Here is a 21,339-nt window from a genome sequence, read left to right on the forward strand (position 1 = left end):
GCAGGCGAGGGAACAACAAGGGTTCGCCATGAAAAAGATCGATGCAATTATCAAACCGTTCAAGCTGGATGACGTGCGTGAGGCGCTGGCCGAGGTCGGCATCACCGGCATGACCGTGACCGAGGTGAAAGGGTTTGGCCGTCAGAAAGGGCATACCGAACTCTATCGTGGCGCGGAATATATGGTCGATTTTCTGCCAAAGGTAAAAATTGAGATCGTGGTCGCTGACGACATCGTCGATACCTGCGTGGAAACCATTATGCGCACCGCTCAGACCGGAAAAATCGGCGATGGCAAAATCTTTGTATTCGACGTCGCGCGCGTGGTGCGTATCCGCACCGGCGAAGAAGACGAAGAGGCGATCTGATTCACTGTTTGCCATAAAAGGCCGGTTTTCAACCGGCCTTTTCGCCTGTTACAGCACCTTGTGCGGGCCAAAGACTTCGTAGTGAATGCGTTCTGCTGCAATCCCCATTTTCACCAACTGCGCCGCTGCAAACTGCATAAAGCCAACCGGGCCGCAGAGACAGAACTGCATAGCCGGATCGCTGAGCTGCTCTGCGAGCGGCGCTAAATTCATCAGGCCCGTGCTGTTATAGCGACCGCTATCCTCAGGCTGCGGATCGCTATACCAGATCTGCTGCGAGAAATTCGGCAGCCTGCTGCCCGTTGCTGCGACCTCATCGGCAAAAGCGTGTGTTTTGCTGTTGTCGGCCGCGTGAAACCATTGTACCTGCGCAGGATGACGCTGCGTCGCCAGTACCGACAGCATCGCCAGCATGGGTGTCTGGCCAACGCCTGCCGAAATCAGCGTCACCGGCGTTTGCGGCGTCACATCCAGAAAGAAATCTCCGGCAGGCGCGGTCAGCAGCACTTCGTCACCCACTTTCGCCTGCTGATGCAGCCAGCCGGAAACCGTGCCGGTCGCTTCATGACGTACCGCGATGCGGTAATCTTTACCGTTGGGCGCGCGGGTAAGCGAATACTGGCGGATCTCCTGATTAGCCAGCCCTTTGTCCCGCAGCCAGACGCCCACATATTGTCCTGGCTGATAATCGGCCACCGGCTGGCCGTCGACCGGGCTGAACACAAAGCTTTTAATCACTTCGCTTTGCGGCGTAATTTCCGTAATGCGGAAGGCGCGCGGGGTACGCCAGCCGCCGGGTTTATGCTCCGAGGCTTCATAAATCTCCTCTTCACGCCGGATAAACACGTCAGCCAGCACGCCATAGGCTTTTCCCCACGCATCCAGCACTTCCTGACCGGGACTGAGCATTTCATCCAGCGTCGCCAGCAGATGTTCGCCTACTACCTGATAGTGTTCCGGCTGAACCGCAAAGCTGGTGTGCTTCTGCGCGATCTTTTCCACGGCGGGCAGGATAGCGGGCAGATTCTCGATATTGCTCGCGTAGGCGCAAATAGCGTTAAACAGCGCCTCACGCTGGTTGCCGTTGCGCTGGTTACTCATATTGAAAATATCTTTCAGCTCCGGATGGTGTGCAAACAGCCGGTCGTAAAAATGGGCGGTCAGGGCAGGGCCGGTTTGCAGCAAAGCGGGAATAGTGGCTTTGATCGTGCCGATAGTCTGCGCGTCTAACATGGTGTGCTCCTGGGATTCTTATAAGTTGCATTTTAAATGCATCTTATAGCGAAAAGCCTGAAGCTGTAAATAACCTTTAAGCAATTATGGGCATTAAAGGTTGCAGAAAACGCGCGGCGTTGAAAAATTCGCATTTGCATGATGAGGAAATATCCAGCAAGAAACCGCTGCGAAAAGTGTAATCAACCCTTGCCAGCCGTGAAGCCAATCGTTTGCGTAAAAACCGCGCTTTCCGGCTATCCCTGAACAGGCAAAACGGTTTACACTGTTGGCCTTCGCCCAAAAGGGCCGTTCAATGCCGAATAGATTGTTAGCTGAGTCAGGAGAAGCGGATGTTAAAGCGTGATATGAATATTGCCGATTATGATGCCGAATTGTGGCAGGCAATGGAGCAGGAGAAAGTGCGTCAGGAAGAGCACATCGAACTGATTGCTTCGGAAAACTACACCAGTCCGCGCGTAATGCAGGCGCAGGGTTCTCAGCTGACCAACAAATATGCGGAAGGCTATCCGGGCAAACGCTATTACGGCGGCTGCGAATATGTTGATATCGTCGAGCAGCTGGCGATCGATCGCGCCAAAGAGCTGTTTGGCGCCGACTACGCCAACGTGCAGCCGCACTCCGGTTCGCAGGCGAACTTCGCCGTCTATACCGCGCTGCTGCAGCCGGGCGACACCATTCTGGGCATGAATCTGGCGCACGGCGGCCACCTGACCCACGGTTCGCCGGTTAACCTGTCCGGCAAGCTTTACAACGTGGTGCCTTACGGCATCGACGAAACCGGCAAAATCGATTATGACGATCTGGCCGCACAGGCGCAGAAGCACCAGCCAAAAATGATCATCGGCGGCTTCTCCGCTTACTCCGGCGTCTGCGACTGGGCAAAAATGCGTGAAATCGCCGACAGCATCGGCGCTTACCTGTTTGTCGATATGGCGCACGTAGCAGGTCTGGTCGCCGCTGGCGTCTACCCGAACCCGGTGCCGCACGCGCATATCGTTACCTCTACTACCCATAAAACCCTGGCTGGCCCGCGCGGTGGTCTGATCCTCGCAAACGGCGGCGACGAAGAGTTTTACAAAAAGCTGAACTCTGCCGTTTTCCCTGGCGGCCAGGGCGGCCCGCTGATGCACGTGATCGCCGGTAAAGCGGTGGCGTTTAAAGAGGCGATGGAACCAGAGTTTAAAGTTTACCAGCAGCAGGTCGCCAAAAACGCCAAAGCTATGGTGGAGGTTCTGCTGGAGCGCGGTTACGACATCGTATCCGGCGGCACCCATAACCATCTGTTCCTGATCGATCTGGTGAGCAAAAACCTGACCGGTAAAGAAGCGGACGCGGCGCTGGGTCGTGCCAACATCACCGTGAACAAAAACAGCGTGCCGAACGATCCGAAAAGCCCGTTTGTGACTTCCGGTATCCGTATCGGTTCGCCAGCAGTGACCCGTCGCGGCTTTAAAGAGGCGGAAGTGCGCGAGCTGGCTGGCTGGATCGCTGACGTGCTGGATAATGTCAACGACGAAGCGACCATCGAACGCGTGAAGAAGCAGGTGCTGGAACTCTGCGCCCGCTTCCCGGTTTACGCGTAACAAATCGGCGGGATGATTATCCCGCGAGCTGGCATTACAACGAAACGGGGCGCTGCGCCCCGTTTTTTTTGCCTGAATTTTGCCGGAGGAAAAATGGCACTTCGTTCTGCCTGGTGGCTCGCGCTGGGTTATTTCACCTACTTTTTCGCCTATGGCGTTTGGCTGCCGTTCTGGGCGGTCTGGCTGAAAGGCGTCGGCCTGGATGCCGAAAAGATCGGCCTGCTGTTAGGTGTCGGCATGGTTTCCCGCTTTACCGGCAGTCTGCTTATCGCTTCCCGCGTTACCAATCCTTCCCGTCTGATTGTCGTGCTGCGCCTGCTGGCCGGTCTGTCGCTGCTGTGCGTGTTGGGCTTTTGGGTCGGCGCTTTCTGGGCCTGGCTGCTGCTGGTGATGATCGGGTTCAATCTCTTCTTTTCGCCGCTGGTGCCGCTCAGCGACGCGCTGGCTGCGACCTGGCAGCAGCAGATCGCTATGCCTTATGGGCCTGTGCGGCTATGGGGTTCGCTGGCTTTTGTGATCAGTTCGGCTTTGACCGGCGTGCTGGTTAACGCTTTCTCCTACCAGGCGATCCTGTGGATGCTTTGCGCGGGCGTCGCGGCGATGTTTGCCGGTATGCTGCTTCGTCCGGCGACGATGCCGCAGGGCGGCGAAAAAGTGGTTGCCCACGCAGGCTGGCCGGAGTGGCGGCGATTGCTGAAATCCGCCTGGCGTTTTCTGTTTTGCGTCACCCTGATGCAGGGCGCGCATGCCGCCTATTACGGCTTCAGCGCTATCTGGTGGCAGGAAGCGGGTTATTCGGCGAGCGTGGTGGGCTATCTTTGGTCGCTGGGCGTGGTGGCGGAAATTATCGTTTTCGCCAGCAGCAACCGGCTGTTCCGGCGCTGGAGCGCGCGGGATCTGCTGCTGCTTTCCGGCGTCTGCGCGCTACTTCGCTGGAGCCTGATGGCTTCCACTACCGCGCTGCCGCTGCTGATTGTGGCGCAAATCCTGCACTGCGGCAGTTTTACCGTTTGTCATCTGGCGGCGATGCGCTTTATCGCGGCCAGAGAAGGCGCCGAGGTGATTCGTCTGCAGGCCGTCTATTCGGCACTGGCGATGGGCGGCGGCATTGCGGTCATGACCGTGGTTTGCGGCCTGCTGTTCCAGCATCTGCACGGCCATCTCTTCTGGGTCATGGCGCTGCTGGTGGTGCCGACGCTTTTCCTGCGTCCGCGAGCGGCATAATCAGGACTCCAGCAGCTGCCTGATGCGATCCTGCTGGTAGGGCTGCAGCGGCAGCTCCGCGTGAATCAACGCCGGCGAGTAAAGCGGCAGCGGCGTGGCGTAAGGGGTAATCACCAGCGCCACGCCTTTTGGCGCGCCGCTGCGCTGATACTCCGCCACGTCCAGATATTTGATACTCAGCGGCAGCAGCGTCAGTTCCCGCAGCTGCTGCTCAATCTCTTTTTCCAGCGCGTCATCTCTTCCGGTCAGCAGCAGGATCTGTTTTTCCTGCAGCACGTTCTCCTGCATCAGCCAGGCGCCAAAAATAATGGCGATCAGCCCCAGCTCTTCTTCAGAAAAGCGCAACTCGTAGCGCTGCTCGAATAGCGCAACCGCCTCGCGCGTAGTGCGCAGCAGCCTGGGATAGAGCTGGATTACCTCTTCCGCCAGCGTGTTATCAATGCCGATGCCGAACAGCGAACGCTCCAGCGCCTGCGCCAGATGCGTATAGAGCTGTTCGCACAGTCCCTGAGCATTGCCGAAGCGGTAGCCGGAAAGCGTCTGGAAGCGCTCGATCAGCCGCTGTATATCGTCAAGCAGCTGCTGTTCGTAATCGTGACGAATAGTGGCGATGGTCGGCGTGTGAAGCTGGCTGAACAGCAGCGCAAACAGACAGGCGACATTCGCCTCCGGCGCGGCCTTACAGCGTTTTTGCCAGTGTCGTGCAATCTCCTGCGCGACGCGATACTCAACACGCTTCGCCAGCCAGGTCTGCTGCGACTCGTTGAAAGTCATGCGCGCCTGACGGCCCAGCGCATGCTGCATATAGAGCGCCAGAAACTGGCAGTCGCGTGGGGAAAATTCCCGTGATAAACCCTGCGCGCAGTGCTGCACCAGCGCGTTCAGATTACGATCGTCATACAGCGCTTTTTCCATCTGCAGCTGCTGCAGCTGCTGCCTGAGCGCCGGAGAGAAATGGTGGCGAATAAAATCGGGCGACAGCCGTAGCGCGCGTCGAAGCCAGTGCAGCAGGCATAGCCGCCGATCCAGTTCCTCACCCGCGATCTCGTAGCTGTCGCTGGCCTGCTGTACCACAGCAAGCCGGTGATAGCGCTGGATTTCTGCCGTCACCTCCGCTATATCTTGCCGGGCTACAAAACGATCCACGCCGTTTAGCTGGCATATTAAGTCCAGGGTTACACTGGTCGGGAGGTAAAGCAGTAAAAGCAGGTGGCAGCGCCGCTGCGGACTGGAGAAAGCAGCCGGCCCGATTAGGGGTTCAGTCATTGTCTGCCGTCTCTGTTAAAAGTATCCCGCTAAGGATAGCCTGCCTGCCGGTGACTATACCGACAGTCCGTGGGTTTTTTTGTAGCTTTTAAGACAGGTCACAAAAACAGGACCAGATCGCCTGAGGAATTCATATTGTTACGTTATAACATTTATGTCAAACTGCTGGCTACCACGCTGCTGACGATCGCGCCTCTGGCATGGAGTCATCCCCACAGTTTTATCAGTATGCAGGCAACGCCGGTTCACCAGGGCGACAGGCTGACCGGGTTGAAGATGCACTGGGTAATGGATGAGATTACCTCCGCCGATCTGCTGTATGACGCCGGCAAAGCCAAACCCGATTCGGTTATCTGGAAAAAACTGGCCGCCGAGGTGATGGCGAACGTCATGGGGCAGCACTACTTCACCGAGTTCTGGCACGAAGGCAAACCGGTGAAATTTGGCAACTTACCGCCGGAATACCGGCTGTTGAGAGAGGGAAACAAAGCCGTACTGGAGTTTATTCTGCCGCTGAGCGAGCCGCAGCCGCTGGCCGGGCAGCGCTACACTTTTTCCATTTTCGATCCCACTTACTTTGTCGATATGACCTTCGCTTCTGAGAAATCGCTGCACCTTTCCGACGACCTGGCGCAGCGGTGTCGATTTACGCTGCAAACGCCGAATCCCGACGCCTCTTTACAGGCTTACGCGCTGTCGCTCGATAAAGCGGACGCGCCGCCGGAGGATATGGATCTGGGCCGCCAGTTCGCACAGAAGGTCACGCTGCTATGTCAGTAATCTCCGTACCGCAACGTTCCCGCAGCGGTTGGCGCCAGGCATGGCCGCTTTATCTTTTGCTGTCGCTGTTTGCCGCCGCAGGCATCGCGGTCTGGCTGTACTGGCCGCAAATTTTGCTGCAGAGCGTGGTCTGGCAGCGGGAGCTGCATCGCGAAATGACCGCGCTGCTGCAGCAGGTAGCCAGCCAGCCGCACAAGGTTGGTCTTACGCTGATGGGGTTCAGTTTGGCTTACGGTATTCTGCACGCGCTTGGCCCTGGCCACGGCAAGGTGGTGATCGCCACCTTTCTGGCTACCCATCCGACAAAAATGAAAACCAGTATGCAGCTGACGATGGCTGCCGCCGTGCTGCAGGGCGGCGTGGCGATCGCGCTGGTGACGATAATGCTGATGGTGCTGCAGCTCTCTTCCCGCCAGCTGCATCTTGGCAGCTACTGGCTGGAGAAGGGCAGCTATCTGCTGGTCATCGGACTGGGTTTTTGGCTGTGCGGGCGCGCGGGAATCAGAATTGCGCGCTTGCTGAAAAAGCCACGGCTGACTATCCATCGCCTTCTTCCTGCGGGGCAGGGCCACGCGCATCAACACCACGAGCATTGCGGCTGCGGTCATCAGCACGTGCCGGACAGGGAAATGCTGGCGAAGGCGGTCAGCGGCAAAACCAAAGCGCTGGTGGTGCTGTCGATGGGGCTGCGACCCTGCTCCGGCGCGATTATGATGCTGCTGTTTTCGAAAGTGATTGGCGTTTACTGGTGGGGCGTGCTGTCGGCGCTGGCGATGGCTGTCGGCACGGCGGTGACGGTGACGGCGATGGCGCTGCTGGTGCAGGTTTCGCGCGCGCTGGCGCTAAAGCTGAGCAGCGGGAAAAACGGGCGGGGCGAGTTTATCCGGGCTTCGCTGTCGCTGGCAGGCGGTTTGCTGCTGCTGGCTATCGGCGCGATCCTGTGGCTGAGCGCGCAGCCTGCGCTCTCCGGCGGCATTCGGCCTCTCTTTTAAGCCAATAAAAAAGGCTGAACCTGCGTTCAGCCTTTATTCCACGAGAGCAGCGTTGTGAATTAACGCTTCAGCGCTTCGCTCAGCTCTTCACGCATGGACGCCAGCATCGCTTTCACCACGCGCGGGTTGCCCGCGACGATGTTGCCGGAGTGCATATAACCATGTGCGCCAACAAAGTCGGTCACCAGGCCGCCCGCTTCACGCACCAGCAGCTCGCCTGCGGCGAAATCCCACGGCTTCAGGCCAATTTCAAAATAGCCATCCACGCGACCAGCGGCAACATAGGCCAGATCCAGCGCGGCGGAACCGGTGCGGCGGAAATCGGCGCACTGGGTAAAGAGCTTGCTGACAATATTGATATAAGGCGTGGCGTGCTGCTTCAGTTTGAACGGGAAGCCGGTCGCCAGAATGGTGCCGTCCAGATCGCGAGCGGTTGAGCCGCGCAGACGATAGCCGTTCAGCTGGGCGCCCTGGCCGCGAACGGCGCTGAACAGTTCATTACGCATTGGATCGTAAACCACCGCCACTTCGGTGCGGCCTTTGATGCGCACGGCGATAGAAACGGAGAAGTGGGGCAGACGTTTGATAAAGTTGGTGGTGCCGTCCAGTGGATCGATAACCCATTGCACATCCTGGTCTGTTCCTGCCAGCTCGCCACTCTCTTCGGTAATAATGGTGTGCTGAGGATAAGACTTGCGAATCACCTCGATAATCAGGCGCTCGGCGTCGCGGTCAACATTGGTAACGAAGTCGTTGCTGCCTTTCTGGCTGGCTTCAACGGCGTCTGGCGTTTCGTAATTTTTGGCAATTAAATTACCGGCCTTGCGCGCAGCGCGCACGGCGATGTTGAGCATCGGATGCATCGGTCTCTCTCACTGGATTTTAAAGAACGGAAAACGGCGCGGATTATAACAGGGGGTTCAGTAAAAGTCCTGAAAATATGTTAACATCCGCAAATTATCTCACAGACCTGAATTCCTATGCTGCAGAATATCCGAATCGTGCTGGTGGAAACCTCTCACACCGGCAATATGGGCTCCGTCGCTCGCGCGATGAAAACCATGGGCCTGACCAACCTTTATCTGGTTAATCCGCTGGTCAAGCCGGACTCGCAGGCGATCGCGCTGGCCGCCGGCGCCAGCGACGTTATCGGCGAGGCGCATATCGTCGACACGCTGGACGAAGCGCTGACCGGCTGTAGCCTGGTGGTCGGCACCAGCGCCCGCTCGCGCTCGCTGCCCTGGCCGATGCTCGATCCGCGCGAATGCGGCATTAAAAGCGTGCAGGAAGGGCAACAGGCGCCGGTCGCGCTGGTATTTGGCCGCGAGCGCGTGGGCCTGACCAACGAAGAGCTACAAAAATGCCACTATCACGTGGCGATCGCCGCTAACCCGGAATACAGCTCGCTGAACCTGGCGATGGCGGTGCAGATCATCGCTTATGAAGTGCGTATGGCGTTTCTACAGTCGCAGGAAACCGCGCAGCCAGAGTATGAAGAGTCCCCTTATCCGCTGGTCGATGATTTAGAACGCTTCTATCAGCATATGGAACAGATGATGGTGAAAAGCGGCTTTATCCGTGAAGGCAATCCCGGCCAGGTGATGAGCAAAATGCGCCGTTTGTACACGCGAGCGCGCCCGGAGCGCGACGAGCTGAATATTCTGCGCGGCATGCTCTCTTCGCTGGAAAAGCCGAAGAGCGAAAAGTAGTCGCTGAAAGCCTAAAAAAGCGGCGGTAATAGTTGAGTGAATTACCAGGTTAAATACTTGAGTGATTTACCAGGTTAAATAGTTGACCAAATCACTCAGGAATGGCAGACTGCGACCATCAATTGTTCACGAACAACCGAGGTCGTTTACGCCATGAGACTGACATCCAAAGGCCGCTATGCCGTTACCGCTATGCTTGATGTTGCGCTGCATTCACATGAAGGGCCGGTTCCTTTAGCCGATATCTCCGAGCGGCAGGGCATTTCCCTGTCTTATCTGGAGCAGCTCTTCTCGCGCCTGCGTAAAAACGGCCTGGTGGCCAGCGTTCGCGGCCCGGGCGGCGGCTATCTGCTGGGTAAAGAAGCTGGCGCGATCGCGGTCGGCGCGGTTATCACCGCCGTAGATGAGTCTGTAGACGCCACCAAATGTCAGGGTAAAGAAGGCTGTCAGGGCGGCGAGCGCTGCCTGACGCACGTGCTGTGGCGCGACCTGAGCGAGCGTATCAGCGACTTCCTGAACAACATTACGCTGGCGGAACTGGTGAACAACCAGGAGATCCTGGATGTGGCCGATCGCCAGAACAACACAGAAAAAGCGCGCGTGCCAGCCGGCCGCCTGCATGAAACGATTAACGTCAATCTGCGCGCCTGATTAAAGCGGCGGCGCAAGCCGTCGTCCTCTTATACTCTGTCGGGACGATAGTCGCCGCTCATCGGTCGCGCTAAATGACCCGATGGAGTTCAACGCAATGAAAGTCCCGATTTACCTTGATTACGCCGCCACCACGCCAGCCGATCCCCGCGTCGCGGCAAAGATGGCGCAGTGTCTGACTATGGACGGCACTTTTGGTAATCCGGCTTCCCGCTCTCACCGCTTTGGCTGGCAGGCTGAAGAAGCGGTCGACGTCGCCCGCAACCAGGTGGCCGACCTGATCGGCGCCGATCCTCGTGAAATCGTCTTTACCTCCGGCGCCACCGAATCCGACAACCTGGCCATTAAAGGCGCCGCCGAACTCCATCAGGAGAAAGGCCGGCACATCATTACCAGCCAGACGGAACACAAAGCGGTGCTGGACACCTGTATCCAGCTGGAGCGCGAAGGCTTTGAGGTAACTTATCTGCAGCCTCAGCCCGATGGCATCATCACGCTGCAGCAGCTGCAGGAAGCGATGCGCGACGACACCATTCTGGTTTCTGTTATGCACGTGAATAACGAAACCGGCGTGGTGCAGGATATTGCCGCTATCGGCGAGCTGTGCCAGGCGCGCGGTATCCTGTTCCACGTTGACGCCACGCAAAGCGTTGGCAAGCTGCCGGTCGATCTCGGCATGCTGAAAGTCGATCTGATGTCTTTTTCCGCCCACAAGCTTTACGGGCCGAAAGGCATTGGCGGCCTTTACGTGCGCAGAAAGCCGCGTATCCGCATCGCTGCGCAGATCCACGGCGGCGGTCATGAGCGCGGCATGCGTTCCGGCACGCTGCCCGTTCATCAAATCGTCGGCATGGGCGAAGCCTACCGCATTGCAAAAGAAGAGATGAGCGGCGAAAGCGCGCGCCTGAACCTGTTGCGCCGGACGTTATGGGCTGGTTTGAGCGAAATTGACGAGGTTTATCTCAACGGCAGCCTGGAGCAGAGCGCGCCGAATATCCTCAACGTCAGTTTTGCGCATGTGGATGGCGAATCGCTGATTATGGCGCTGAAGGATCTGGCGCTCTCTTCCGGTTCCGCCTGCACCTCGGCCAGCCTGGAACCTTCCTACGTGCTGCGCGCGCTGGGCCTGAGCGAGGAGCTGGCGCACAGTTCGCTGCGCTTCTCGCTGGGTCGTTTCACCACCGGCGAAGAGATTGAATACGCCATCGAGCTGGTGCGGAAAGCGATTGTCCGCCTGCGCGATCTTTCTCCCCAGCGCTCATCCCGCTAAACTTTTCAGAACCACGGGCTCTTTAGCCCGTTTTTTATTTATTCTGTTAATCTGGCAGGCGAACGCATCCAACTTTATCGGGTTGGCGTAACTATTTTTTGACAAGGAGCGAGGCGATGACAACCACGCCAATGATCATCAGGCTATCGACGACAGCGGCAGACGCGCGCTGGGGCGAAAAAGCAATTCTGACCAGCAACGACAGCGGCATGACGATTCATCTCACCGGCGGCGACGAGCTGGCCATCATCCAGCGCGCGGCGCGGAAAATCGATGGTCAGGGCATTCGTCACGTCAGTTTGCAGGGCGACTGGGATGGGGAAAAAAGCTGGGCCTTCTGGCAGGGCTATCGCGGCCCAAAAGGTGAAAGAAAAGTCGACTGGGCGCCGCTGAGCGACGAAGATCGCGCTGAATTCGATCGCCGACTGAAGATCGTCGACTGGGTACGTGACACCATCAACCTGCCGGCGGAAGAGCTGAGCCCGGAGCAGCTGGCGCAGCGCGCGGTCGATCTGCTGTGCGGCGTCGCCTGCGACAACGTCAGCTACCGCATCACCAAAGGCGAAGACCTGCGCCTTCAGGGCTATGCGGGCATTCATACCGTAGGGCGCGGCTCTACGCGCAGCCCCGCGCTGCTGACGCTGGACTACAATCCGACGGGTGACGAGAATGCGCCTGTGTTCGCCTGCCTGGTCGGCAAAGGCATCACCTTCGATACCGGCGGCTACAGTTTGAAGCCGAGCGGATCGATGGATTCCATGAAGTCCGATATGGGCGGGGCGGCGACGCTGACCGGCGCGCTGGCGCTGGCGATCGATCGCGGCCTGAAAAAACGCGTGAAGCTTTACCTCTGCTGCGCTGACAATATGGTCAGCGGCAACGCTTTCCGCCTGGGCGATATTATTCGTTACCGCAACGGCAAAAGCGTCGAGGTAATGAACACGGACGCGGAAGGGCGCCTGGTACTGGCGGATGGCCTGATTGACGCCAGCGAGCAGAATCCTGAGCTGATGATTGATGCGGCGACACTGACCGGCGCGGCGAAAATGGCGCTCGGCAACGATTACCATGCGTTGTTCAGCTTCGACGATACTCTGGCGCAGTCGCTGCTTGACAGCGCCGCCAGTGAAAACGAACCTTTCTGGCGCCTGCCGCTGGCCGAGTTCCATCGCGGCCATCTGCCTTCCAACTTCGCCGATCTGAATAATATCGCCGCGCCTTCGCATACCGCAGGCGCCAGCACGGCAGCGGCGTTCCTGTCGCACTTCGTGAAAAATTATCAGCAGGGCTGGTTGCATATCGACTGTTCAGCGACCTATCGCAAGGGCGCTGTGGAGCAGTGGTCAGCCGGCGCGACCGGGCTGGGCGTACGTACCGTGGCGAACCTGCTGCTGAAATAGAACGTAGCGCCGGGCCTGTCGCCCGGCGCTTTTACCGGATGCAAGCAATGAATGAAATCAACCAGCGCCTGGAAGAGGTGTTGAAACTGGCGGCGACCGAACCCGCGCACCGCCCGGAATTTTTTAAACTCTTGCTGGATGCCAGCGTCTGGGTGCCGGGCGAAAGCGCGGAACAGGTCGACGTGTCACTGACGCATTGGGAAAAAGAGGATGGCACCAGCATTATTCCTTTTTTCACCTCCGAGCGCGCGCTGCAGCAGGCGGTTACCGAAGAGCAGCCGTTCCTCGTTATGCCGGTGCGCACGCTGTTCGCCATGACCCAGGGCGAAACGCTGTTTCTGAATCCAAAGCTGCCCGTCGGCAAAGAGTTTTCGCCTGTGGAAATCGGCAATCTGCTGCGGGAAGAGGGCAACGCCCTGAGCCAGCAGACGGTGCTGGAAGGCGGTACCACGCTGCTGCTTTCAGAGATTGCCGAGCCGCCAGCGCAGGTCATCGCTTCGCTGACCCAGCTGTTCGCCAAACATAAACAGGTACGGCGCGCTTGGGTAGCGCATATCAAAGAGTCGGCGGAACAGCAGCCGAATCTGTTGATTGGCATTGAAGCCGACAGCGATATCGAAACCATTATTCAGGCTGCCGGCAGCGTGGCGACCGATACACTACCGGAAGACGAGCCGGTAGATATTTGCGAAGTGGTGGACAACGATAATATCAGCCACTTTTTTACTGCCCATATCACGCCTTTTTATGAGCGGAGATGGGGCAGTTTTCTGCGTTCGCTTAAACAAGATCGTATTCTGTAAATCACTCCCCGCCCGGATAGCGCTACGCGCCGGGCAGTTTCGCCCCGCAGAAATATATAAGAATTTTTTAATAAAAATCCACTTATTTATTAATTTATTAATCGCCATTTAAGTGCGATCGTCGTCCGGAAAAAAAGCGTTTAACGCGTTACTTTCCTCTCGCCTGAACAGTTTCCCCTGGCGAGATTCAGGCAGCGGTACTTGCCGATTAACCCCTGAACAGGAAGGTAATATTATGAGCGATTTTGTTAACATCGATAACGCTGACACAAGGTTTGAAACTCTCAAAAAAGGCTTTAATTTACGCTGGCCGGACAGCGGCAGAGACGCCAATAATATTTATGTCTGTCGTACACCCGATGAGGTGCTGGCTGCAGCGAACGCGGCGCTGGCTAAAGGGCAGCGCATCACTGTTCGTAGCGGCGGGCACTGTTATGAGGGCTTTGTCAGCAACAAACTGGCGAACGAATCGAGCGAGCTGGGCATTATCGATCTGAGCCTGATGACGGGCATGGAGTTTAGCGAAGATCAAACCGTGGTTTCACCTTACGACAGCACGGCGAAATATCGTTTCCGCGCGGCGACGGGAAATCAAAACTGGGATGGCTACGTAAGCTTATATAAGCTGGCAAATCGCACCGTTCCCGGCGGCTCCTGCTATTCCGTCGGATCGGGCGGACACGTCACGGGCGGCGGCTACGGCCTGCTTTCGCGTCTGCATGGCTTAACCGTCGACTGGCTGTCAGGAATTGATATTCTGGTGCCTTCCGCAGATGGCACAACGCTTGAGCCCAAACACGTTAATCTGAACAGTACCGGAACGGATCGCGAGCTGTTTATCGCCTGTCGCGGCGCTGGCGGCGGCAATTTCGGCATTATTTTAAATTATTACTATGAAGATTTGCCTGCGGCGCCGCAGCAGGTTTATCTGTTAACGCTCTCTTATCCGTGGAGCACTTTTTCGACTCAGGCGCAGTTCGGTACTTTCCTGAAAGCCTACTGGCAATGGTTTTCTACCCATAATACGGAATGGAACAGTAGCGACATCACCAAAGCCAACGGCGGTCTTTTCACGCTGCTGAAGCTACAGCATCGTTCTACCGGCAATATTAATCTGCTGGTGCAGTACACGGGCAGTGATGGCCGCGTGGACGGTACCGGCCAGGCCACGCCTTTTATTGATTTTGTGAACACCATGAATGCGGCCGCAGGCGTAACGCCGCACGTGGTGGAACCCGCAGGACGTCATGGCCCTCTTCAGGAAACGGGCAAAAAACCTTTCCGGGATGCCGTCAGCGACGCGCGCCTGATGGATTGGCTCTATGCTACGCAGACTATTAACGGCTCCGGCGATAACCAGCGAGGAAAATATAAGTCGGCTTATCAGGTCGGCAATTTCGGCGACACGGAAATCACCGCGCTGTGGAATAACCTGAACGGCTCGGACGATCCGCTGCTGACTAAGGCGCTGGTGCAGATAGATTCTTATGGCGGCTGTATTAACGCCAATAACGAAACCAGCAATCCAACCTCGGTTGTGCAACGCAGCTCGCTGTTAAAAACGCAGTTCCAGGTTTACTGGACGAAAGAAGAGAATGACAGTCACTGCATTCAGTGGCTGCAAAAACTCTACACGGACTATTTTGCCGATCAGGGCGGTAAGCCTTATCCTGATGATGGCCACTACCAGGGCTGCTATATCAATTATCCCGATATTGATATGAAGTACGTGGCAGGCTCGACCCAGACAATAGATCCAAAGTGGCTGCAGCTCTACTATGGCGATAATGCCAATTTGCTGATATCGCTGAAAAACGCGGCCGATCCGCTGAACCTGTTCCGGCATGAAATGTCGATTCCGCTGACGATGCCTGTCAGGAAATAGCCTGAAGCTTCGACGCTATCCGTCACGCCTCTTTCCGGCCGCCTCTGAGAAGGCGGCCGTTTTTATGGCAATCAGGGCGCGATCGGCAGATCGTCGCGACTGCCCCATTCGCCCCAGGAGCCGTCATACAAGGTAACCTCTTTCATACCCAGCGTATTCAACGCCAGAATTACCACCACCGCCGTTACGCCGGAGCCGCAGCTGGCGACGACCGGTTCGTCCAGCTTCACGCCCTGGCGCTGGAAAATAGCCTTCAGCGCTTCAGGCTTCTTCAGCTCGCCGTTCTCCACCAGCTCGTTCCACGGCACGTTCAGGCTGCCGGGAATATGACCACGGTGTAATCCTGGTCGCGGCTCGTCCACTTCGCCGTTAAAACGATTGGCGGCGCGGGCATCGACGATTTGCGCGCCGCCCTCGTGGCTGATCAGCATGACCTCGGTAACGCGTTTCACCACCGCCGGATCGAAACTGGCCTCAAACTCCGCTTCCGGCAGCGCGACGTCGCCGGTAGCCAGTTCGAATCCCGCTTCGCGCCAGCTTTTCAGGCCACCGGCCAGTTCGAATCCCGCTTCGCGCCAGCTTTTCAGGCCACCGGCCAGAATCGATACCGACGCCACGCCGAACTGGCGCAGCATCCACCACGCGCGCGGCGCGGAAAAAAGATTGCCTTCATCGTAAACCACCAGATGTTTATCGCTACTGACGCCCAGCTCGCGCATCGCTACAGCAAAAGCTTCCGGACGCGGCAGCATATGGGGATAAGGGCTGGTATGGTCGGAAAGCGCTTCAATATCGAAAAACGGCGCGTTCGGCAGATGGCCCGCGCGATATTCAGCCTGAATATCGCGAACTTTCTCCTGACCCGCCGGCGGCATGCGCGCGTCGAGCACCTGGATATCGTCATCGGCATAGTGTTCCGCCAGCCAGTCGGCGGTCACAAAAAAAGAGGAAGTCATGGCGGCCTCGCTGTAAATATCGTTTCCTGAGTGTCTTTCATCCTGGCAAGCATCTCAAGCTCTTCCACTCTTATTGACGGGTATAAAACGAAAAGCTGGAAGCTTTACGCATTTTAATGACAGCGGACTGCAACGCGGCACTAACTTTGCGAGATGTTACGAATAATGAATAATTGCCTTTTTCCTTAATGCGCGATGACGTCATAATAAGCCTTTATGTGGCTTTGCCAGGGAATCAATATGAATAACACGACACGGGCTTTCGGACTGGTGGTTTTCCTCTCGCTACTGGCGCTTAGCGGGTGCGATGATAATGAAAAGAAAGCGTCGGCAGCTACGGCTCAAAAAGCGGCAAAAACTACTCAGTCGCAGCCAGCGCCGCTCCCTTTGAGCGAGGCGGCGATAAAGCAAGATGCCGGTAAGCCTTTGACGTTAATCGATGCTTCGGAAGCGCAGCTGGATGGCGCCGCCACGCTTATCCTCACGTTCTCTGTTGCGCTGGACGACCAGCAAAATTATGCCGGCCTGCTGCATCTGGTTGACAGTAAAAGCGGCGCTGTCGAGGGCGGCTGGGAACTGTCGCCAAATCGAAAAGAGCTGCGGTTTCGCCATCTGCCGCCAAACCGCGAGCTGACCGTCACGCTTGACGGCGGCCTGAAGGCGGCAAATGGCGCGGTGCTGGCAGAATCGTTCCAGAAAAAAATCACCACGCGCGATATTCAGCCAATGGTGGGCTTCGCCAGCCGCGGTTCTCTGCTGCCTACACGGATCACGCAAGGGTTGCCGGTGCTGGCGCTCAACATCAGCAAGGTCGATGTCGATTTCTTCCGGGTCAAACCTGCCTCGCTGCCCGCTTTCCTTGCCTCCTGGCGCTACGGCTCGTCGCTGTCGACCTGGCAATCGCAGGAGCTACAGAGTGAAACGGAGCTGGTTTACAGTGGGCGTTTCGATCTCAATCCCCAGCGCAACACGCGTGAGAAAATGCTGTTACCGCTTAACGATATCGCCGCGCTGAAACAGCCTGGGGTTTACCTGGCGGTGATGAAACAGGCCGGTTCATATAATTACGCCAATCCGGCTACGTTGTTTACGCTAAGCGACATTGGGCTATCTCTGCATCAGTTTCCCGACAAGCTGGCGATATTCGCGCAAAGTCTCAACGATGGCGCAGCGCAGCCTGACGCCCGGCTAACGCTTCTGGATCAAAAAGGGCGAACGCTGGAACAGGCCACTACCGATAAAAACGGCTATGCGGAACTGGCTGCGAACGGGCAGGGCAAATTGCTGCTGGCCACGCAGGGCGAGCAAACAACCCTGCTGGATCTGACGCTGCCAGCGTTGGATCTGGCCGAGTTTGCCGTGACAGGGCCGGAAGGATATGACAAACAGCTGTTTATGTTTAGTCCGCGCGATCTTTATCGTCCGGGAGAAACAGTGGTATTTAACGCGCTGATGAGAGACGCCGACGGCGCGCCTCTTCCTCCGCAGCCGGTAAAAGCCACGGTAGTAAAGCCAGATGGCGAAGTGGCGCGGACATTCGTATGGCAGCCGGAAAACGGCCTTTACCAGTACCGCTATGCGCTGCCGGAATCCGCCGCTACCGGGAAATGGTCGCTGCGCCTGGATACCGGCGATGGCCGGACGCGTAGCTGGGCGTTCGACGTGGAAGATTTCCTGCCGGAGCGGATGGCGCTGAGCCTGAAAAGCAGCGAACACCCCATAGCCAGTAGCGAAAACGTCAGCTTCGGGATTAACGGTCGCTATCTTTATGGCGCGCCCGCCGCCGGCAACACGCTACAGGGCCAGCTGTTTTTACGTCCGCTGCGGGAAGCCGTTGCCAGCCTGCCGGGCTACCAGTTCGGCGATATCACCGAATCTGACCTGAAGCGCAACCTGGACGCTCTGGATCTGAAGCTGGATGAGCAGGGCAATGCCAGCGTCGAGGCGGAATCCAGCTGGGCAGAGACGCACTCGCCGCTGAGCGTGATCCTGCAGGCCAGTCTGCTGGAAACGGGAGGGCGTCCGGTCAGCCGTCGCGCTCAGCAGGCTATCTGGCCTGCAGAAGCTCTGCCTGGCATCCGGCCGCTGTTCGGCAATAAAGAGATGTACGACTACCGCAGCGACAGCTATCGCAGCCAGCCGATGGTCGACAGCGACAGCGTCGCCTCGTTCAATCTGGTTTACGCTAACAGCGAGGGTAAAAAGCTGGCGGTAGAAGATCTCGATGTTCGGCTAATCCGCGAACGACGTGACTACTACTGGAGCTTTTCCGACGACGAAGGCTGGCAGTCGCGCTATGACCAGAAAGATTTAATTGAAGACGAGCAGCGCATAGCTATTGCCGCTGGCGGCGTCACGCGCGTTGACTATCCGGTAGAGTGGGGCTCTTATCGTCTGGAGGTGCGTGCGCCAGCAGGGAACGTAGTCAGCAGTATTCGCTTCTGGGCAGGCTACAGCTGGCAGGATAATACTGGCGGTTCCGGCGCGCTGCGGCCGGATCAGGTTAAGCTGAGCATCGATAAGCCTGCCTATCAGGCGGGCGATAAGGCCATCGTGCACGTTACCGCGCCCGCTGCCGGCAAAGGCTACCTGATGGTAGAGTCCAGCAATGGGCCGCTCTGGCGGCAGGAAATTACCGTGCCTGCAGAAGGTAAGGATATTGAGCTGCCGATCGATCCGGCATGGAAGCGCCACGACCTTTATCTGAGCGCGCTGGTTATACGCCAGGGTGATAAAGCGCAGGGCATCACGCCCAAGCGAGCGGTGGGGCTGCTTCATCTTCCGCTGGCGCAGGAAAACCGTCGGCTGAATATCGAACTTCTCTCTCCGGATCGAATCCGGCCTGAGCAGACTCTGAAAATCAGGATTAAGGCCGCCACTAAAGATGGCAAAGTTCCGCGGCAGGTTAACGTTCTGCTTTCCGCGGTTGACAGCGGCGTGCTGAGTATTACCGATTACAAAACGCCCGATCCCTGGGAAGCCTTCTTTGGCCGTAAACGCTATAACGCTGACCAGTATGACGTGTACGGACAATTAATTGAGGGCGCTGGCAGGCTGGCGACTTTAAGCTACGGCGGTGACGGCGACGAAGAAGATCCGCTTGCTCGCGGCGGTAAAAAGCCGGTTACCCACGCCAATATTATTGCCCAGCAGCTCCAGCCGGTAACGCTTGACGACAAGGGCGAAGGCACGCTTGAGCTGACCGTACCTGAGTTTAATGGCGAGCTGCGGTTGATGGCGCAGGCGTGGAGCGCCACAGAGTTCGGATCGGCGGAAAAGAAAGTCGTAGTCGCCGCGCCTTTGGTTAGCGAGCTGGCAACGCCGCGCTTTATGGCGGGCGGCGACAGCGCCAGACTGGCTTTTGACGTCACTAACCTTACCGGCGCGCCGCAAAATCTGCTGGTGAAGGCTAAGGCATCTGGTCTGGTACAGCTTGAGAACGCCATGCCTTTGCCGCTGACGCTTGCGGCAGGGGAACGTAAAACGCTGTTTATTCCTGTCAGCGCGCGGCCAGGCTTTGGTGAGGGGGAAGTATCGACAGAAATCACCGGCCTTAATCTGCCTGGAGAAACCATCGCGCCGCTTAACCAGCAGTGGAAAATCGGCGTACGTTCTCCTTATCCGGCCGAAACACGCAGTTTCAGCAGCGTCATGCAAACCGGCGAAGCGTGGAGTCTGCCGGCCGAAGCCTTTAGCGGCCTCGCTCAGCCCACTCTGCAAGGCCAGCTGGTGCTGAGCAATCGTCCGCCGCTCAATATCGCCCGCTATATTTCCGAGCTGTATGCTTATCCCTATGGCTGTCTGGAGCAGACAACCAGCGGGCTTTATCCCTCGCTGTTCACTAACCAGGCGCAGTTAAAAGCATTGGGGATCAAGAGCAGTACCGATGTTGCTCGCAGAGAATCAATCGAAATTGGTATTGACCGGCTGGCGGGGATGCAGCGCGATAACGGCGGCTTTGGTCTGTGGAGCAAAGAAAGCCCGGAAGAGTTTTGGCTAACGGCCTACGTTACCGACTTCCTGATGCGCGCAGGCGAACAGGGATACGATGTGGCGAAACCTGTCATCGACAAGGCCAATACGCGTCTGCTGCGTTACCTTCAGGATCCGGCGCAGATTGACGTTTACTACAGTCAGGATGCCAATGCTGCTCGTTTCGGTGTGCAGTCCTACGCGGCTCTGGTGCTGGCGCGTCAACAAAAAGCGCCGCTTGGCGCTTTACGCGCGCTCTATGACAAAAGAGATCAGGCGAAATCGGGTCTGGCGCTGGTGCAGCTGGGCGTAGCGCTGAAGCTAATGGGCGATGAGGCGAGATCGGAGAAGGCGATAGCGTCAGGACTAACCACGATGCGAGCTTCGACAGACGTCTGGCTTGAAGATTACGGTAGCGACATCCGTGACAGGGCGATGATTCTGGTGCTGCTGACAGAAAATCAGCTATTACCGGAAACCCGCAACCAGTTATTGACCGAGCTTTCGCAGCAGGTAAGCGGCAGGCGCTGGCTCTCCACGCAGGAGAATAACGCGCTGTTCCTGGTTGCCCATCAGCTGAGCAATGAGAGCGCCACGTCGTGGCAGGTGCAGATGACAGGTCAGCAGATGCTAAGCGCTAATAAAACGCTTAATACCTCTCTTGCGCCAGAGCAGCTTGCAGAGGGAATAGCTATGCAGAATCTTGGCGAGGGCGCGGTTTATGGGCGTCTGGATGTTTCTGGCTACCCTAACCAGCCACCACAGCCTGCGCATCAGGTTCTGCAGATTTCACGGCGCTACCTGGATCTCAGCGGCAAAGAGATTTCTCTCGCCAACCTGAAAAGCGGCGATTTAGTGCTGGTCAGCCTTAAGGTCTGGGCCGATCGCCGGGTACCGGACGCGCTGGTCACCGATCTGCTGCCCGCCGGACTGGAGCTGGAGAATCAGAACCTTGCCGATAGTACGGTCAGCCTGGGCGACAGCGCGGCGGCGGTACAGGAATTGATGGGCGATATGCAGCAGGCCAGCATTAAGCATATGGAGTTCCGTGACGACCGCTTTGTCGCCGCTACGGAAGTGGATGGCTATCGCCCGGTGACGCTGCTCTATCTGGCCCGAGCCGTGACGCCTGGTCACTATCAGGTTCCACCGCCGCAGGTGGAATCCATGTACGTTCCGCAATGGCGCGCCGTGGGCAATACGCCAGATAGCCTGACCGTTAACTAAGCAGGAGGCGCTCGCTTA

At 57.4% G+C, this 21,339-nt stretch carries 16 protein-coding genes; 12 read left to right on the forward strand and 4 right to left on the reverse strand.

The genetic code is table 11. From position 1 onward, the window contains the following. The first annotated feature begins 28 nt into the window (after nucleotides 1-28). Nucleotides 29-367 (forward strand): nitrogen regulatory protein P-II, encoded by a 339-nt coding sequence (gene glnB / locus MKZ79_RS18510; protein WP_017803161.1) that lies wholly within the window; start codon nucleotides 29-31, stop codon nucleotides 365-367. A gap of 48 nt (nucleotides 368-415) precedes the next feature. Here the strand turns inward: glnB and hmpA are convergent, their stop codons facing one another. Continuing rightward, nucleotides 416-1,600, reverse strand: coding sequence for an NO-inducible flavohemoprotein (gene hmpA / locus MKZ79_RS18515; protein WP_336144110.1), 1,185 nt, complete (start codon nucleotides 1,598-1,600; stop codon nucleotides 416-418). A gap of 332 nt (nucleotides 1,601-1,932) precedes the next feature. On the opposite strand from hmpA, the gene glyA reads away from it, so the two are divergent. Continuing rightward, nucleotides 1,933-3,186, forward strand: coding sequence for a serine hydroxymethyltransferase (gene glyA, locus MKZ79_RS18520; protein ID WP_336144111.1), 1,254 nt, complete (start codon nucleotides 1,933-1,935; stop codon nucleotides 3,184-3,186). Between the two features lie 93 nt (nucleotides 3,187-3,279). Then, nucleotides 3,280-4,410, forward strand: coding sequence for a 3-phenylpropionate MFS transporter (locus MKZ79_RS18525; RefSeq protein WP_336144112.1), 1,131 nt, complete (start codon nucleotides 3,280-3,282; stop codon nucleotides 4,408-4,410). On the opposite strand, the gene csiE is transcribed toward MKZ79_RS18525, so the two are convergent. Next, nucleotides 4,411-5,676, reverse strand: coding sequence for a stationary phase inducible protein CsiE (csiE, locus tag MKZ79_RS18530; protein WP_336144113.1), 1,266 nt, complete (start codon nucleotides 5,674-5,676; stop codon nucleotides 4,411-4,413). 135 nt (nucleotides 5,677-5,811) lie between these two features. Between csiE and MKZ79_RS18535 the strand changes: the two genes are divergently transcribed. Together MKZ79_RS18535 and MKZ79_RS18540 are read left to right on the forward strand one after the other, a co-directional pair. Beyond that, nucleotides 5,812-6,456 carry a DUF1007 family protein gene (locus MKZ79_RS18535; protein WP_336144114.1) on the forward strand — a complete coding sequence of 215 codons (645 nt, stop codon included), beginning with the start codon at nucleotides 5,812-5,814 and terminating at the stop codon, nucleotides 6,454-6,456. Then, nucleotides 6,447-7,448, forward strand: a complete 1,002-nt coding sequence (locus tag MKZ79_RS18540; protein WP_336144115.1) for a nickel/cobalt transporter — start codon at nucleotides 6,447-6,449, stop codon at nucleotides 7,446-7,448. Before MKZ79_RS18535 ends, MKZ79_RS18540 begins: the two co-directional genes overlap by 10 nt. A 59-nt stretch (nucleotides 7,449-7,507) precedes the next feature. Here the strand turns inward: MKZ79_RS18540 and suhB are convergent, their stop codons facing one another. After that, entirely contained in the window at nucleotides 7,508-8,311 is an 804-nt protein-coding gene (suhB, locus tag MKZ79_RS18545; RefSeq protein ID WP_336144116.1) for an inositol-1-monophosphatase, read from the reverse strand. Nucleotides 8,312-8,428: 117 nt separating this feature from the next. On the opposite strand from suhB, the gene trmJ reads away from it, so the two are divergent. The 6 genes from trmJ to MKZ79_RS18575 all read left to right on the forward strand — a co-directional run bounded on the left by trmJ (nucleotide 8,429) and on the right by MKZ79_RS18575 (nucleotide 15,166). Further along, the gene (gene trmJ / locus MKZ79_RS18550; protein ID WP_336144117.1) at nucleotides 8,429-9,157 is read left to right on the forward strand and encodes a tRNA (cytosine(32)/uridine(32)-2'-O)-methyltransferase TrmJ; all 729 of its coding nucleotides are present in this window, start codon (nucleotides 8,429-8,431) and stop codon (nucleotides 9,155-9,157) included. A 153-nt stretch (nucleotides 9,158-9,310) separates the two neighbouring features. Beyond that, nucleotides 9,311-9,808: a Fe-S cluster assembly transcriptional regulator IscR gene (iscR, locus tag MKZ79_RS18555; RefSeq protein ID WP_336144118.1), complete on the forward strand. Its 498-nt coding sequence runs from the start codon at nucleotides 9,311-9,313 to the stop codon at nucleotides 9,806-9,808. A 97-nt stretch (nucleotides 9,809-9,905) separates the two neighbouring features. Next, nucleotides 9,906-11,078 (forward strand): IscS subfamily cysteine desulfurase, encoded by a 1,173-nt coding sequence (locus MKZ79_RS18560; RefSeq protein ID WP_336144119.1) that lies wholly within the window; start codon nucleotides 9,906-9,908, stop codon nucleotides 11,076-11,078. A 116-nt stretch (nucleotides 11,079-11,194) separates the two neighbouring features. Then, nucleotides 11,195-12,478 (forward strand): aminopeptidase PepB, encoded by a 1,284-nt coding sequence (pepB, locus tag MKZ79_RS18565; RefSeq protein ID WP_336144120.1) that lies wholly within the window; start codon nucleotides 11,195-11,197, stop codon nucleotides 12,476-12,478. 47 nt (nucleotides 12,479-12,525) lie between these two features. Then, nucleotides 12,526-13,281, forward strand: a complete 756-nt coding sequence (gene sseB, locus MKZ79_RS18570) for an enhanced serine sensitivity protein SseB (protein ID WP_336144121.1) — start codon at nucleotides 12,526-12,528, stop codon at nucleotides 13,279-13,281. Nucleotides 13,282-13,516: 235 nt separating this feature from the next. Next, nucleotides 13,517-15,166 carry a BBE domain-containing protein gene (locus MKZ79_RS18575; protein WP_336144122.1) on the forward strand — a complete coding sequence of 550 codons (1,650 nt, stop codon included), beginning with the start codon at nucleotides 13,517-13,519 and terminating at the stop codon, nucleotides 15,164-15,166. A gap of 71 nt (nucleotides 15,167-15,237) precedes the next feature. Here MKZ79_RS18575 and sseA read toward each other — a convergent pair whose 3' ends face one another. After that, nucleotides 15,238-16,122: a 3-mercaptopyruvate sulfurtransferase gene (gene sseA / locus MKZ79_RS18580; RefSeq protein WP_336144123.1), complete on the reverse strand. Its 885-nt coding sequence runs from the start codon at nucleotides 16,120-16,122 to the stop codon at nucleotides 15,238-15,240. 240 nt (nucleotides 16,123-16,362) lie between these two features. On the opposite strand from sseA, the gene MKZ79_RS18585 reads away from it, so the two are divergent. Beyond that, complete coding sequence (locus MKZ79_RS18585) at nucleotides 16,363-21,321, forward strand: alpha-2-macroglobulin family protein (RefSeq protein WP_336144124.1); 4,959 nt, start codon at nucleotides 16,363-16,365, stop codon at nucleotides 21,319-21,321. The last annotated feature ends 18 nt before the right edge of the window (nucleotides 21,322-21,339 follow it).

The organism is Erwinia sp. CGal63, from assembly GCF_037026505.1.
Taxonomy (GTDB): domain Bacteria; phylum Pseudomonadota; class Gammaproteobacteria; order Enterobacterales; family Enterobacteriaceae; genus Erwinia.